We start from the raw sequence: 14,036 nt of genomic DNA, 5'->3' as shown, positions 1-14,036 counted from the left end.
GCGGCCTCACGGAAAGACGGGGGCCATCATCAGCCCGGCGGTCTCATCTTCAGATAACATCAGGTTGGCGTTCTGCAATGCCTGCCCCGACGAGCCCTTGGTCAGGTTGTCCAGCGCCGCGAAGACGATCGTGCGCCCCGCGCGCCGATCCGCCACGACCCCGAGATGCACGAAATTGGATCCCCGGACATGGCGCGTCGACGGCAACTCGCCCATGGGCAGCACGACGATGAAGGGCTCGTCAGTGTAGGCATCGGTGAAGGCCGTGTGGATCGCGTCGGCCTCGCCCTTCACGTAGATCGTGGCCAGGATGCCCCGGTTGGCGGGCGACAGGTGCGGCGTGAACTGCACCTCGACCGGCCGCCCGGCGATGGCGCTGAACTCCTGGTCGAACTCGCCCAGGTGGCGGTGGGTGCCGCCCGCGCCGTAGGCATGCGTGCCCTCGCTCAGCTCGGCGTGCAGCAGGTTTTCCTTCAGCGCGCGCCCCGCCCCGCTGACCCCGGCCTTCAGGTCGATCACGATGTCGTCGAGGTCGATCAGCCCGCGCTCGATCAAGGGGCGCAGCGCGTATTGCCCCGTGGCCGCGTTGCAACCGGTGCCCGCCACCAGCCGCGCGGACCGGATCTGGTCGCGGTAGAACTCGGTCAGCCCGTACACCGCCTCGGCCTGCAGGTCGGGCGCGTCATGCGCCTTGCCGTACCACTTCGCGTAGGCCGCAGGGTCGCGCAGCCGGAAATCGGCGCTGAGATCCACGATCTTCAGATCGCGCGGCAGGGTGGCGATCACGGCCTGTGACGTGGCGTGGGGCAAGGCACAGAACACCAGGTCGACGGCGCCGAAGTCGATTTGGTCGATGGTCACCAGCTCCGGAAGGTCCAGGTGCCGCAGATGCGGGAACACCGCCCCCATGGGCTGGCCCGCCTTGCGGTCCGCGCTCAGCGCCACGATTTTGAAGCTCGGATGGGTGGCGATCAGACGCACCAGTTCCGCGCCCGTATATCCAGAAGCACCAAGGATTGCGATACTGTGGCTCATGCTCTCTCTCCGGGAACACGACTATCCAGGATAGTCGCGGGGACATCCTTTCGGATGCTCTCAAGCTTGCTCAAAGGTGATCTTGCGCTTCAAAAACTGGGTGGCCCGGTTCGATACGCGCCTCGGATCGCCGGTGGTCAGGTATCCCGCCTCGCCCGCGCCCACCATCTTCGGATGCCGCGAGAGGTAGTCGGCCAGGCTTTCGGCCACCAGGTTCGCCTGGCTGAAGACGTTGACCTCGGGGCCCAGCGCGTCCTGGAAGATCTCCTGCACCAGCGGGTAATGGGTGCAGCCCAGAACGGCCGCCTGCGGATGCGGCATCTTGCGCTTCAGCGCGTCCACGTGGCTGCGCACCAGCGCCTCGGCCAGGATCATGTCGCCCTCTTCGATGGCATCCACCACGCCGCCGCAGGCCTGTGCCTCGACATCGACACCGATGGCACGGAACGCCAGTTCGCGCTGGAACGCGCGGCTCGACACCGTGGCGGGCGTGGCGAACAGCGCGACGTGCTGCACCGCGACCTCGCGCGGGGGCGAATTGTCCCCCCAGTGGCGTTCGGTCAGCGCCTCGATCAGCGGCACGAACACGCCCAGTACGCGCTTGCCCTCGGGCAGCCAGCTTTCCTGCATCCGCCGAAGCGCCGCCGCCGAAGCCGTGTTGCAGGCCAGGATCACCAGGTCGCAGCCCCGGTCGAACAGCGCCTGCACCGCAGCCGTCGTCAGCTCGAAGATGTCGTCGGCGTCGCGCACACCGTAGGGCGCGTGGGCCGAGTCGGCGAAGTAGATGAACGGAGTGTCCGGCAGACGCCTCTGCACCGCGTCCAGCACGGTCAGGCCCCCCAATCCGCTATCGAATATGCCTATCGCCATGGGTGAGTGCCTTGTACCGCCGCTCGAACTCGAAACCGTATCCGCATTGGACCGGCTCCGGTGACAGCGCATAGGTCGTGTCTCGCAGAAAGTCCATCATTGCGCGCGCATCGCCCGCGCGGGCGGCCAGTTCGGTGGGCGGGATCGCAGTGCCGACGCTCACCTTTACCGGAGCATCGACGCGCGCGCCGAATTCCTTGATCAAAAGCGCCAGCCGCAACGTCTGGTGCAGGTGCGACGCAAGCTGGAACAGGCGCGAATTGTGGCCGTGGAACAGGATCGGCACGACCGTCGCGCCGGACCTGGCGATCATCTTCGCGGTGAAGCCCCGCCACATCGGATCACGGGGGACGCCGAAGGGGCGCGGCGCGGTCGACACGGTGCCGCCTGGAAAGACGCCGATCGCGCCGCCACCGGCCAGGTAGTCCAGCGCCGCCTTCCGCGAGCCGATGTTCTGCGCCCGGGCCGCCTTCGTCTCGTCGAAGCTGACGGGCAGGATGACACCGTTCAATTCGTCCGCGCGACGAAAGACGGTATTGGCGAGGATCCGGAAAACGCCCCGCGCCCGGCTCAGGATCAGGCCCATCATCAGCCCATCCAGGATCCCGTAGGGATGGTTCGACACCACCACCAGCGGCCCATCGCGCGGGATCAGATCCAACGCGCCGTCCACGATGTCCAGGCGCAGCCCGTACCTTTCCGCCATGACGTCCCAGAACATCCGCCCCCCTGCGATCTCGTCGCCATAGCCATTGGCGCGCCGGATCAGCCGCAGCCGACCGGTGGCGTTCTCGACCGCGCGGATCAGCGCCTGGCCGCTGCGTGACTGCGCCGCGCTGGCATAAGAGATATCGCGCGCCGCGTGGCGGCCGGTCGGAGGGCGGAAGCGTTTCATGCCCTTCTGACTAACTCGGAACGGCGTCCGCCCGCAGCGCCACCTGCGGCTTATTCCGCCGCCTGTCGCATCCCTGCATCGCCCCCGTCGATCGCCGCCAGCAGGTCTTCGCGACGCAGGGCGGCTGCATCCGCATTCGCCTGTTTCACCGGCCCGAAACCGCGGATGTCCAACGGAAGCCGCGCCAGCGCGATCACCGCGTCGCGGGCAGAGCCCACCTTGGGCAGGGCCGCGTCGATGTCAGCCTCGTATTGGGCGATCAGCGCGCGTTCCAACCGGCGCTCGGCGGTGCGGCCGAAGGGGTCGAGCGGCGTGCCGCGCAGCATCTTCATCCGCGCCAGCAGCGGAAAAAGACGCTCGATCCACGGCCCGAAGGCGCGTTTACCCGGGCGCCCGTCGGCACCGGTCTTCGCCACAAGCGGGGCCGCCAGGTGATAGGTCAGTTTCGGAGCACTGTTGAAGGTTTCGGCCACTTGCGCGCGGGTTGCGCGCAGAAGTCGCGCCACTTCGTATTCATCCTTGTAGCTCAGAAGCTTGTGATAGCCCTCGGCCACGGCGGCCTTCACCTCGAGGTCGGTGATCCCTTCGAGCCGCTTCAGATACCGTTTCGCCAGCCGCTTGCCCTGAAATGCGCGCAGGTGCTCGGCGCGAAAGGCGATGCGCTCGTCCAGCGACTTTGGCTTGGCGACCACGGTTGGATGAAGGACCCGCGCGACGCCGTCGGGGTTCACCGCCGCCCAGCGTCCCAGCTCGAACGCGCGCTGGTTGCGCGCGACCGCGGCGCCGTTCATCTCGATCGCCGCCAGGATGGCGTCATGGGCCACCGGGATCAATCCGCGCTGCCAGACCGCGCCGAAGACGATCATGTTGGAAAAGATCGTGTCGCCCATCAGCACGCGCGCCAATTCGGAGGCATCGAACAGCTGCAGATCGTCTCCCAGGCGCCGCTCCAGGGCAATAGACAGCTCGTCCGCGGGGATTCGGAACGCGGTGTCGCGTGTGAAATCGCCAGTCATGATCTCGTGGCTGTTGACCACGCCCCCGGTCCGCCCCGTCCGCATCAGCCCCAGCGTCTTGGCGCCCGCGCTGGTCACCAGGTCGCCTCCTACCAGCGCGTCGCATTCGCCGCTGGCCACGCGGATGGCGCTGATATCCTCGGGCCGCTCGGCCAGGCGGCAGTGGATATGCACCGCGCCGCCCTTCTGGGCCAGCCCCGCCATTTCCATCATGCCCGCGCCCTTGCCGTCCAGATGCGCCGCCATCGCCAGCACCGCGCCGATGGTCACGACCCCGGTGCCGCCCACGCCGGTGATGACGACGTTGTGCGTGCCGTCGATCTTCGGCAATTCGGGGTCCGGCAGATGGCCTACGTCGATCTCGGCGGTGGCTTCCTTGCGGATCTCGCCGCCCTCGACGGTGACGAAGGACGGGCAGAAGCCCTTCAGACAGCTGTAATCCTTGTTGCAGCTGGACTGGTCGATGGCGCGCTTGCGGCCCAGCTCGGTCTCGACCGGCACGATGGCGACGCAGTTCGACTGCACGCCGCAATCGCCGCAGCCTTCGCAGACATCGGTGTTGATGAAGACGCGGGTGTCGGGATCGGGGAAGGTACCGCGCTTGCGGCGGCGGCGCTTCTCGGCGGCGCAGGTCTGGATGTAGATGATGGCGCTGACGCCCTCGACCGCGCGCATCCGCTCCATCACGGCGGGCATGTCGTCGCGTTCATACCAGGTCAGCCCCTTTGGGTAGCCGTCGCGCACCGGCTCTTCCTTGGGATCATAGACGACGGCGATATGCTTCACGCCCGCCGCCTGGATTTCGCGCGCGATGCGGTCGGGATGCAGGTCGCCATCATTGGGCTGGCCGCCGGTCATCGCCACCGCGTCGTTGTAGAGGATCTTGTAGGTGATGTTGGTCTTTGCCGCGAGCGCCGCGCGGATCGCCATCAGGCCCGAGTGGTTGTAGGTCCCGTCGCCCAGGTTCTGGAAGACGTGGTGGGTCTTGGAAAACGGCGCCTCGCCGATCCAGTTCGCGCCCTCTGCCCCCATGTGAGTGAAGCCCTGCGTGTCGCGGTCCATCCACTGCACCATGAAGTGACAGCCGATCCCGGCATAGGCGCGCGAGCCTTCGGGCACCTTGGTCGACGTGTTGTGCGGGCAGCCCGCGCAGAAATAGGGCAGCCGGGACGCGATCTCGGGGGCGTTGTCGGCGCGGCGCGCGTCGCGCACCCGACCCAGCGCACCGCGCATGTGGTCGCTGTCGCGCCCTTCCTCGATGAAGATATCGCCCAGCTTTTCGGCGATCTGCACCGGGTCCAGCGCCATGGCGACGGGAAACAGCACCAGTCGGCGGCCATGTTCCCACGTGTCGCCCTTGTGCCAGCCATAGACGCGGCGGCCCTTGCGGTCGTCGAACAGCGCCTCCTTGATCTGCACCTCGATCAGCTTGCGCTTTTCCTCGACCACGATGACCAGGTCCAACCCCTCGGCCCAGTCGTGGAAGCCGTCCATGTCCAGCGGCCAGGTCTGGCCGACCTTGTAGGTGGTGATCCCCAGCCGCTCGCACGCGCCCGCGTCAAGGCCCAGAAGCCCCAGCGCGTGTTGCAGGTCCAGCCAGTTCTTGCCCGCCGCCACCAGCCCGATACTCGCGCCCGGCTTGCCCCAGACCCGGCGGTCCATGCGGTTGGCGCGCGAAAACGCCTCGGCCGCGTGGCGCTTGTAATTCACCATCCGCGCTTCCTGCGCGACCCAGTGATCGGCCAGCCGGATGTGCAGCCCGTCGGGCGGCAACGCGAAGTCGGGCGTCACGAACGACATGCGGTCGGGGCGGCCATCCACGACGCTCGTGACCTCGACCGTGTCCTTCATCAGCTTCAGCCCGGCCCAGACGCCCGCGAACCGCGACAGGGCGAAGCCGTAAAGCCCGAAATCCAGGATTTCCTGCACGCCCGCCGGGCTGAGCACGGGCATGTAGGCATCCACCATGGCCCAGTCGGACTGGTGGCAGGTGGTGGAGGATTCGCCGGTGTGATCGTCGCCCATGGCCATGATCACGCCGCCCAAGGGCGCGGTGCCCGCCATGTTGGCGTGGCGCATCACGTCGCCCGAGCGATCGACGCCGGGACCCTTGCCGTACCAAAGGCCGAAGACCCCGTCATGTTTGCCATCGCCGCGCAGCCCGGCCTGCTGGGTGCCCCACAGCGCGGTGGCGGCGAGATCCTCGTTCAGGCCGGGCTGGAAAACGATGTCGCTTGCGGTCAGCAGCTTGCCCGCCTTGGCCATCTGCAGGTCCACCGCCCCCAGCGGCGAGCCGCGATAGCCGGTGACATAACCGGCCGTATCATGCCCCGCCGCCCGGTCGCGCGCCTTCTGCATCAGCATCAGCCGCACCAGCGCTTGTGTGCCGTTCAGCAAGACGTGGTGCTTCGACAGGTCGTACTTGTCCTGAAGGCTCACGTCGTGGCGCATGGTCACACTCCCTTGATGAGATCAGCGTAGGGGATGCAAACCCGCACAACAATTCACATCTAGCTGCGCTTGAGGGTTTGCAAAGGACGGACCGATGTCGATACAAGATCGCAATATTACACAGCTTCGGATGTATCGCGCCATGGATTGGGACAAGCTGCGGATCTTTCACGCAGTGGCGGATGCAGGCAGCCTTACCGCGGCCGGCGATACCTTGCACCTGAGCCAGTCCGCCGTGTCGCGCCAGATCCGCGCGCTGGAGCAATCGCTCGACACGACGCTCTTCCATCGCCACGCCCGCGGCCTGATCCTGACCGAACAGGGCGAATTGCTGCACGACGCCACGTCGTCCATGAACCGTCGCCTGGAAACCGCCGCCGCCCGCATCCGCGACAGCCGCGAAGAGGTGTTCGGCGAATTGCGCGTGACCACCACCACCGGCTTCGGCACCCTGTGGCTGGTGCCGCGACTGCCCAAGCTTTACGAGAAATACCCCGATCTGAAGATCGACCTGATGCTGGAAGAACGCGTGCTGGACCTGCCCATGCGCGAGGCGGATCTGGCCATCCGCATGAAAGAGCCCAGCCAGGCCGACCTGGTGCGCAAACGGCTGAACACGGTGCGGATGCGGCTTTACGCGATGCCGGACTACCTGGAAGAGCACGGTGTTCCGCAAAAGCCCGATGATCTTCAGGATCACAGGTTGATCTCGCAGAACGTGCGCTCGCAGCAGGCGTCGGCGGGCGAGATGCTTATCCAGTCGCTCACGGCGATGGGCACCCCGTCCACCCTGACGGTGAACAACTATTTCGGCGTGCTGCAGGGCGTTCTGCACGGCCTGGGGATCGGAGTGTTGCCCGATTACGTCATCGCGGACTTCCCCGAGATCGTCCGCGTTCTGCCCGAAATCGAGTCCGCCCAGATCCCCGTCTATCTTGCCTATCCAGAAGAATTGCGGAATTCCAAAAGGATCGTCGCCTTTCGGGACTTCGTGCTGGAAGAGCTCGCGCTCTCGGCCAAGGTGCTGGAAGCGGCGGCTTCGTAAGCCATGCGCCAAGCGCATAGCTGAACTGCACAGTTTATCACCGCTCAGCGCTTGATAGGTCAAACCTTGGGCTCTATCTGCTCTCGTGAAGACGGCGACGATACGCTCTCGTCGGCTTCACCTCCCTGTTGGACTGGCCGGGCCTTGTGCCCGGCCATTTTTTTGTCCCGGACACTTCAGGAGATATGCGCATCACGTTGCGTTCGTGTCCCCGTTGGCAAATCCCGCTTCAAGCGGCTATGAGGGCGCAAATCGCGCCATCCCGCCGGAGAGCCATGTCTGATCCCGCCATCACCCCCGACCTGATCGCTGCCCATGGTCTGAGCGACGACGAATACCAGCGCATCCTCGAGATCATCGGCCGCGAGCCCAGCTTCACCGAGCTCGGCATCTTCTCGGCCATGTGGAACGAGCATTGTTCCTACAAGTCGTCCAAGAAATGGCTGCGCACCCTTCCGACCACCGGCCCACAGGTGATCTGCGGGCCGGGCGAAAACGCGGGTGTGGTCGATATCGGCGACGGGCAGGCCGTGGTCTTCAAGATGGAAAGCCACAACCACCCCAGCTATATCGAGCCCTACCAGGGTGCGGCCACCGGCGTCGGCGGCATCCTGCGCGACGTGTTCACCATGGGCGCGCGCCCCATCGCGGCCATGAACGCGCTGTCCTTCGGCGACCCCACGCATCCCAAGACGCGGCAGCTGGTCCACGGTGTCGTCGAGGGCATCGGCGGCTATGGCAACTGCTTCGGCGTGCCCACCGTCGGCGGCGAAGTGCGGTTCGATCCCTCCTATAATGGCAATTGCCTGGTCAACGCCTTTGCCGCGGGCCTGGCCGATGCCGACAAGATCTTCTACTCGGCCGCCTCTGGCATCGGGATGCCGGTCGTCTATCTGGGCGCGCGCACGGGCCGCGACGGCGTCGGCGGCGCGACCATGGCCAGCGCCGAGTTCGACGACACGATCGAGGAAAAGCGCCCGACCGTGCAGGTGGGCGACCCCTTCACCGAGAAATCGCTGATGGAGGCATGCCTGGAACTGATGCAGACCGGCGCCGTCATCTCGATTCAGGACATGGGCGCCGCGGGCCTGACCTGCTCGGCCGTGGAGATGGGCGACAAGGGCGGCCTTGGCATCCGGCTGAACCTCGACGCGGTGCCCGTCCGCGAAGACAACATGACCGCCTACGAGATGATGCTGTCGGAAAGCCAGGAGCGGATGCTCATGGTGCTGCGCCCCGAGAAGGAAGCCGAGGCGAAGGCCGTCTTCGACAAATGGGACCTGGATTTCGCCATCGTGGGCGAAACCATCGCCGAGGACCGCTTCATTATCGAGCATGGCGGCGACGTGAAGGCCGACCTGCCCCTGCGCACCCTGTCGGGCAGCGCGCCGGAATACGATCGCCCCTGGGAAGAAACGCCGCCCGCGCCGGACCTCGTCGACGCCCCCAAGATCGACCCGATCGAAGGGCTGCGCGCGCTGATCTCGCAACCCAACCACGCCGCCAAGCAGTGGATCTACGAGCAATACGACACTCAAGTGATGGCCGACACCGTGCGCCCGCCCGGACTGGGTGCCGGCATCGTGCGCGTCCACGGCACCGACAAGCTGCTGGCCTTCACCAGCGACGTGACGCCCCGCTACGTCTTTGCCGACCCGGTCGAAGGCGGCAAGCAGGCGGTGGCCGAGGCCTATCGCAACCTCGTCGCCGTGGGCGCGACCCCGCTGGCGACCACCGACAACATGAACTTCGGCAACCCCGAAAAGCCCCGCATCATGGGCCAATTCGTGGGCGCGATCAAAGGCATAGGCGCCGCGGTTGAAGCGCTGGACATGCCGATCGTGTCGGGCAACGTGTCGCTTTACAACGAGACCGACGGCAAGGGCATCCTGCCCACGCCCACCATCGGCGCCGTCGGGCTGATCGCCCGCGCGGACCAGGTAATCGGCGGCCTTCCGCAGCCCGGCAACCTGCTGCTCGTGCTCGGGCAGACCCATGGCCACCTGGGCCGCTCGGCCCTGCTGGCCGCCGCCTGGGGCCGCGACGAAGGCCCGCCCCCGCCCGTCGACCTGGAAGCCGAGCGGAAGAACGGCAGCTTCCTGCTGGAGAACCGAGACTGCGTGACGGCGGCCACCGATGTCTCGGACGGCGGCATCGCCCTTGCGGCCTTCGAGATGGCAGAAGCCGCGGGCATCGGTGTCACAGTCGACAAGAAGCGAAAGACCGCCAGCCTGTTCGGCGAAGACCAAGGCCGCTACCTTCTGGCCTGCACCTTCGATCAGGCCGACGCGCTGATGGTCGCGGCGGGCAAGGCGCAGGTCTGGCTGACGCCCATCGGACGCTTCGGCGGCGACCAGGTCAGCCTTGGCCGCGCCAGCGCGCCGCTGTCCGAACTGTCCGCGATCTATCGCAACACCTTCGCGGACACCTTTGCCTGAGCCCGCTTGCGCCGCGCGCGGCGCGCCCCTAGATCAGAAAAAAGGCCAACAGGAGCCCACCCATGCCAATTGACGCCCACCAGATCGAAAAGATGCTGCGCGAGTCGTTCCCCGACGCGCAAATCACCGTGCAGGGCGACGATGGGGCGCATTTCGCGGCCGAAGTGGTGGATCCGTCCTTCGCGGGCAAGAACCGCGTGCAACAGCAACGGGCCGTCTACGCGGCCCTGAAGGGCAAGATGGACGGCCCCGCGGGCGAGCTGCACGCCCTGGCACTGACCACGCGGGCGCCGTGACCGGCCCGCTCACCCTGTCGGCTGCCATCGGCGCGGTGATCCTGGCCGTGCTGCTGGTCCGCGCCTTCTATGTTCTGCGCGTCGAGCGCGACCAGCGTCCCGGCTCGCTGCCCGGCCAGGGCCACCACAAGCTGAGGTCCGAGTATTTCTCGGGCGGCGGCGGCGGCGGCCAGGCCTCCGAGTACACCGTTCCGAAAGACCCGCAGGCCTACGCGCTGCTTTTCGTTCCCAAGACCACAGACAAGAAGGACAAGTAAGATGAGCGCCGAGACCCAGATCAAGGAAACCGTCACCAACAATGACGTGGTGCTGTTCATGAAGGGTACGAAATCCATGCCCCAATGCGGCTTTTCCAGCCGCGTGGCGGGTGTGCTGAACTTCATGGGCGTCGACTATGCCGACATCAACGTGCTGGCCGACGAGAACCTGCGCCAGGGCATCAAGGAATATTCCGACTGGCCGACGATCCCGCAGCTTTACGTGAAGGGTGAATTCGTCGGCGGGTGTGACATCATCACCGAGATGACCCTGTCGGGCGAGCTGGATGAGCTTTTCGCCAAGGAAGGCGTGAGCTTCGACAAGGAAGCCGCCGACAAGATCCGCGAAGCCAACGCCTAACCGGACCGCGCGCCTTCCGTGACCGTAGGGGCGGATTTCACAAAAATCCGTCCCGCGCCTGACGGCACCCGCGCATCCTGGCGGATCGAGCGTTCAGGATAGTCGCCGACGCGCCCGCTGTCTGTGAAGCGAACGGGTTTTCCCAGCACCCTTGTCCGTCTATCAGGCCGCGCTGTCGCCCGCGGCCTTCTCCTCGACCGCATCCGCAAGCGCTTCGGAATGCGCCGCAAGCTCGGCCATCGTATCGAGCACGGATGCCGGGATCACCGGCACCTCGACCCGTTCGGGCGCGGGCGGCTCGGCCCGCTCGAGCGCCGCGATCTTTCCCTGCAACTCCTGCACTTCGACCTCGCGCGCGCGCATCTGTTCGTCCAGACCCGCCGTCTTGTCGGCCAGCATGAGACCCGCCATCAACAGCATCCGCGACTCGGGCAAGCGGCCCGCCATGTCCGCAAGAGCCGCCGCTTCGACGTCGAGCATCGCCGCCGCGCTGCGCAGGAACTGTTCTTCGCCGGGCTGACACGCGACCTCGTAATCGCGTCCGCCGATCTTCACCTTGACCTCAGGCATCCTGCTCGGCCTCCTCGTCTTGGGTTTGCACGTCTTCCAGCGCGGGTGCCAGCAAGCCCAGAACGGCATCCAGCTCGGCCCGGTCGCTCTGGCGGACCTGGCGCAAAGCGTCTAGCTCGGTCTGCATCGCCGTGTTGATCAGTGCGCCGTCGCCGACGCCCGCCTCGTTCGCCTCGCGCAAGGCCTGGTTGCTGTCGCGCAGCGCATCGTTCACCGCCTTCAGCCGCCCGCGATCCTCTTCCATCGCGCTCAACTGGGCCTGCAGCGCATCCAGCTTCGCCTGCAGATTGTCGGCCGTGGCTTTCGACTTGTCGCGGTTCGCCGCCAGGCGTTCCTCGAGCTGGGCGACCAAGGCGCGCTCGGCCTCGAGATCGGCGGCAAGCTGGCCCGCGTCGAGCTGGGGGCCCTCGTCCTCGGACGCTTCGGCCGCGTCCGGCACGGCCGTGAGGCCGTCGAGCCCCGCACCGATCCGTTCCAATGCCGCCGCAAGCCTACGCTGCAACTCCGTGATGTCCTGCATTGCTCAGACGTCCTTTATGCCCGGATCGCGCTTGTTCCGCGCGAATTCGCGTGATTCGTCCACTTGGAGACAAGTAAATCGCATCCGTGCGGCAAATTCAGCCCCCTTTCGGCCCGTGACGGGCCCAGCAAGCTTGAACTTGACCCCGGGGCTGGTATTCAACCGGCCAGCATCGTCCAGACAGGAAGGAAGACCCATGGATATCGCCACCCTGCGCGAACAACATTCCGATCACTGGATGCGGGCCGCCGCCCTGCGGATGCTGGCAATGGATGCCGTCGCGGCCGCCAATTCCGGTCACACCGGGATGCCCATGGGCATGGCCGACGTGGCGACCGTGCTTTACGCGAAGCACCTTAAATTCGACGCCAGCGCGCCCGACTGGGCCGATCGCGACCGCTTCATCCTGTCCGCGGGTCACGGCTCGATGCTGCTTTACGGCCTGCTGCACCTGACCGGCTACGAGGACATGACCCTCGAGCAAATCAAGAATTTCCGCCAATGGGGCGCCAAGACCGCGGGCCACCCCGAATACGGCCACGCCAAGGGGATCGAAACGACGACCGGTCCGCTGGGCCAGGGTATCGCCACGTCCGTGGGTTTCGCCATCGCCGAGGAAGCCCTGCGCGCGCGTTTCGGCAAGAAGATCGTCGATCACAAGACCTACGTCATCGCGGGGGACGGCTGCCTGATGGAAGGCGTCAGCCAGGAAGCCATCGCGCTGGCGGGTCACCTGAAGCTGGGAAACCTGATCGTCTTCTGGGACAACAACGGCATCACCATCGACGGCAAGGTCGGCCTGTCCGACAGCACCGACCAGGTGAAGCGTTTCGATGCCGCCAACTGGCACACCCAGGAAATCGACGGCCACGATCCCGACGCGATCGACGCGGCCATCGAGGCCGCGAAAAAGGCGGGCAAGCCGTCGATGATCGCCTGCAAGACCAACATCGCCCTGGGCTCATCGGCGCAGGACACGTCTAAGGGCCACGGCGCGCTGACCGATCCGCAACTGATCTCCGACACGCGCGAGGTCTATGGCTGGAACCATGCGCCCTTCGATATCCCCGCAGACATCAAGTCGTGGTGGGAAAAGGTCGGATCGCGCGGTGCCGAAGCGCGCGAGGCGTGGAACGACCGCGTCGAAGAGCTATCGGCCAACAAGCGCGCGCTGTTCGACCGGATGCAAAGCGGCGAAGCCCCGAAAAAGCTGTCCGGCACCATCCGCGCGCTGAAAAAGCAGATCAGCGAAAGCGGCCCGAAGGTCGCCACCCGCAAATCCAGCGAAATGGTGCTGGAGGTCGTGAACCCGGTGATGCCCGAAACCATCGGCGGCTCGGCCGACCTCACCGGCTCGAACAACACGCTGACCGCCGATCTGGGCACCTTCACCGCCGAGGATCGCAAGGGCCGCTACGTCTATTACGGCATCCGCGAGCATGGCATGGCTGCCTGTCTGAACGGCCTGGCGCTGCACGGCGGCATCCGGCCCTATGGCGGGACGTTCTTCGTCTTCACCGACTACGCCCGCCCCGCCATGCGCCTGTCGGCCCTGATGGGTATCCCCGTCGTCTACGTGATGACGCACGATTCCATCGGCCTGGGCGAAGACGGGCCCACGCACCAGCCGGTCGAGCACCTGGCCATGTGCCGCGCCACGCCGAACACCTTGGTCTTCCGTCCCGCGGACACGGTGGAAACGGCCGAGGCCTGGGAAATCGCGCTATCGGTTAAGGACTCGCCGTCGGTCCTGGCACTGACGCGCCAAGGGCTGCCCACCGTGCGCCGCGAGCACAAGACCCGCAACCTGACCGCCCAAGGCGCCTACGTTCTGGCCGATGCCGACGGCAAGCGCCAGGCGGTGCTGCTTGCCACCGGTTCGGAAGTGTCCATCGCCATGGAAGCGCGCGAAAAGCTTCAGGCCGAAGGCATCGGCACCCGCGTCGTCTCCATGCCCTGCTGGGAGCTTTTCGAGCAGCAGGACGAAAGCTATCGCCGCCGCGTCCTGCCCGCGTCCGCCGTGCGCGTGGGCATCGAGGCCGGCGTGCGCCAGGGCTGGGATCGCTGGCTTCTGGGCGAGCGCGGACGCGAGGCCAAGGCGGGCTTTGTCGGCATGTCCAGCTTCGGCGCGTCGGCCCCGGCCGAAGAGTTGTTCGAGAAGTTCGGCATCACCGCCGACGCCGTCGTCGAGAAGGTGAAATCCCTGCTCTGAACTCTTGGGCCGCGACACCCCGGAGCTAGTCCGGGCTGCGCGACGCAAATCGACACGGCCCGGCCCCGCG

12 protein-coding genes are annotated in these 14,036 nt (G+C 66.3%); 6 read left to right on the top strand and 6 right to left on the bottom strand.

What is annotated here, in order from left to right; all coding sequences use genetic code 11:
- Positions 1–6 precede the first annotated feature (6 nt).
- The 4 genes from argC to ILP92_RS03840 are packed head-to-tail and all read right to left on the bottom strand — an operon-like array spanning position 7 to position 6,267.
- Positions 7–1,035: an N-acetyl-gamma-glutamyl-phosphate reductase gene (argC, locus tag ILP92_RS03855; RefSeq protein WP_198915050.1), complete on the bottom strand. Its 1,029-nt coding sequence runs from the start codon at positions 1,033–1,035 to the stop codon at positions 7–9.
- A gap of 60 nt (positions 1,036–1,095) precedes the next feature.
- Positions 1,096–1,905, bottom strand: a complete 810-nt coding sequence (locus ILP92_RS03850; protein ID WP_198915049.1) for a glutamate racemase — start codon at positions 1,903–1,905, stop codon at positions 1,096–1,098.
- A complete protein-coding gene (locus tag ILP92_RS03845; protein WP_198915048.1) occupies positions 1,883–2,800 on the bottom strand; it encodes a lysophospholipid acyltransferase family protein in 918 nt (305 codons plus the stop codon). The genes ILP92_RS03850 and ILP92_RS03845 overlap by 23 nt, the downstream gene beginning before the upstream one ends.
- A 50-nt stretch (positions 2,801–2,850) precedes the next feature.
- Complete coding sequence (locus ILP92_RS03840) at positions 2,851–6,267, bottom strand: indolepyruvate ferredoxin oxidoreductase family protein (RefSeq protein ID WP_198915047.1); 3,417 nt, start codon at positions 6,265–6,267, stop codon at positions 2,851–2,853.
- Positions 6,268–6,409: 142 nt separating this feature from the next.
- Between ILP92_RS03840 and ILP92_RS03835 the strand changes: the two genes are divergently transcribed.
- The 5 genes from ILP92_RS03835 to grxD all read left to right on the top strand — a co-directional run bounded on the left by ILP92_RS03835 (position 6,410) and on the right by grxD (position 10,664).
- Complete coding sequence (locus ILP92_RS03835; RefSeq protein WP_198915275.1) at positions 6,410–7,312, top strand: LysR family transcriptional regulator; 903 nt, start codon at positions 6,410–6,412, stop codon at positions 7,310–7,312.
- Between the two features lie 275 nt (positions 7,313–7,587).
- Positions 7,588–9,750, top strand: a complete 2,163-nt coding sequence (gene purL, locus ILP92_RS03830) for a phosphoribosylformylglycinamidine synthase subunit PurL (RefSeq protein ID WP_198915046.1) — start codon at positions 7,588–7,590, stop codon at positions 9,748–9,750.
- Positions 9,751–9,812: 62 nt separating this feature from the next.
- Positions 9,813–10,046, top strand: a complete 234-nt coding sequence (locus ILP92_RS03825) for a BolA family protein (RefSeq protein WP_198915045.1) — start codon at positions 9,813–9,815, stop codon at positions 10,044–10,046.
- Positions 10,043–10,303 (top strand): hypothetical protein, encoded by a 261-nt coding sequence (locus ILP92_RS03820; RefSeq protein WP_198915044.1) that lies wholly within the window; start codon positions 10,043–10,045, stop codon positions 10,301–10,303. The genes ILP92_RS03825 and ILP92_RS03820 overlap by 4 nt, the downstream gene beginning before the upstream one ends.
- A 1-nt stretch (position 10,304) precedes the next feature.
- A complete protein-coding gene (gene grxD, locus ILP92_RS03815; protein WP_198915043.1) occupies positions 10,305–10,664 on the top strand; it encodes a Grx4 family monothiol glutaredoxin in 360 nt (119 codons plus the stop codon).
- A gap of 162 nt (positions 10,665–10,826) precedes the next feature.
- Here the strand turns inward: grxD and ILP92_RS03810 are convergent, their stop codons facing one another.
- Entirely contained in the window at positions 10,827–11,234 is a 408-nt protein-coding gene (locus ILP92_RS03810) for a cell division protein ZapA (protein WP_198915042.1), read from the bottom strand.
- Positions 11,227–11,754 (bottom strand): hypothetical protein, encoded by a 528-nt coding sequence (locus tag ILP92_RS03805; protein WP_198915041.1) that lies wholly within the window; start codon positions 11,752–11,754, stop codon positions 11,227–11,229. Before ILP92_RS03805 ends, ILP92_RS03810 begins: the two co-directional genes overlap by 8 nt.
- 196 nt (positions 11,755–11,950) lie before the next feature.
- On the opposite strand from ILP92_RS03805, the gene tkt reads away from it, so the two are divergent.
- Entirely contained in the window at positions 11,951–13,966 is a 2,016-nt protein-coding gene (gene tkt, locus ILP92_RS03800; protein ID WP_198915040.1) for a transketolase, read from the top strand.
- Positions 13,967–14,036 lie beyond the last annotated feature (70 nt).

Origin of the sequence: Palleronia pontilimi (genome assembly GCF_016412875.1) — a bacterium.
Taxonomy (GTDB): Bacteria; Pseudomonadota; Alphaproteobacteria; order Rhodobacterales; family Rhodobacteraceae; genus Palleronia; species Palleronia pontilimi.
Note: the sequence above shows the minus strand (reverse complement) of the source record. Positions and strands in the feature narration are given on the sequence as shown.

Excerpts from the sequence above, each read along its gene's own strand:
- ILP92_RS03835 (WP_198915275.1), top strand. The coding sequence starts at position 6,410 with ATGGATTGGGACAAGCTGCGGATCTTTCACGCAGTGGCGGATGCAGGC.
- ILP92_RS03810 (WP_198915042.1), bottom strand. The coding sequence starts at position 11,234 with ATGCCTGAGGTCAAGGTGAAGATCGGCGGACGCGATTACGAGGTCGCG.
- argC (WP_198915050.1), bottom strand. The coding sequence starts at position 1,035 with ATGAGCCACAGTATCGCAATCCTTGGTGCTTCTGGATATACGGGCGCG.
- grxD (WP_198915043.1), top strand. The coding sequence starts at position 10,305 with ATGAGCGCCGAGACCCAGATCAAGGAAACCGTCACCAACAATGACGTG.
- ILP92_RS03840 (WP_198915047.1), bottom strand. The coding sequence starts at position 6,267 with ATGCGCCACGACGTGAGCCTTCAGGACAAGTACGACCTGTCGAAGCAC.
- tkt (WP_198915040.1), top strand. The coding sequence starts at position 11,951 with ATGGATATCGCCACCCTGCGCGAACAACATTCCGATCACTGGATGCGG.
- ILP92_RS03825 (WP_198915045.1), top strand. The coding sequence starts at position 9,813 with ATGCCAATTGACGCCCACCAGATCGAAAAGATGCTGCGCGAGTCGTTC.
- ILP92_RS03845 (WP_198915048.1), bottom strand. The coding sequence starts at position 2,800 with ATGAAACGCTTCCGCCCTCCGACCGGCCGCCACGCGGCGCGCGATATC.
- ILP92_RS03850 (WP_198915049.1), bottom strand. The coding sequence starts at position 1,905 with ATGGCGATAGGCATATTCGATAGCGGATTGGGGGGCCTGACCGTGCTG.
- purL (WP_198915046.1), top strand. The coding sequence starts at position 7,588 with ATGTCTGATCCCGCCATCACCCCCGACCTGATCGCTGCCCATGGTCTG.
- ILP92_RS03805 (WP_198915041.1), bottom strand. The coding sequence starts at position 11,754 with ATGCAGGACATCACGGAGTTGCAGCGTAGGCTTGCGGCGGCATTGGAA.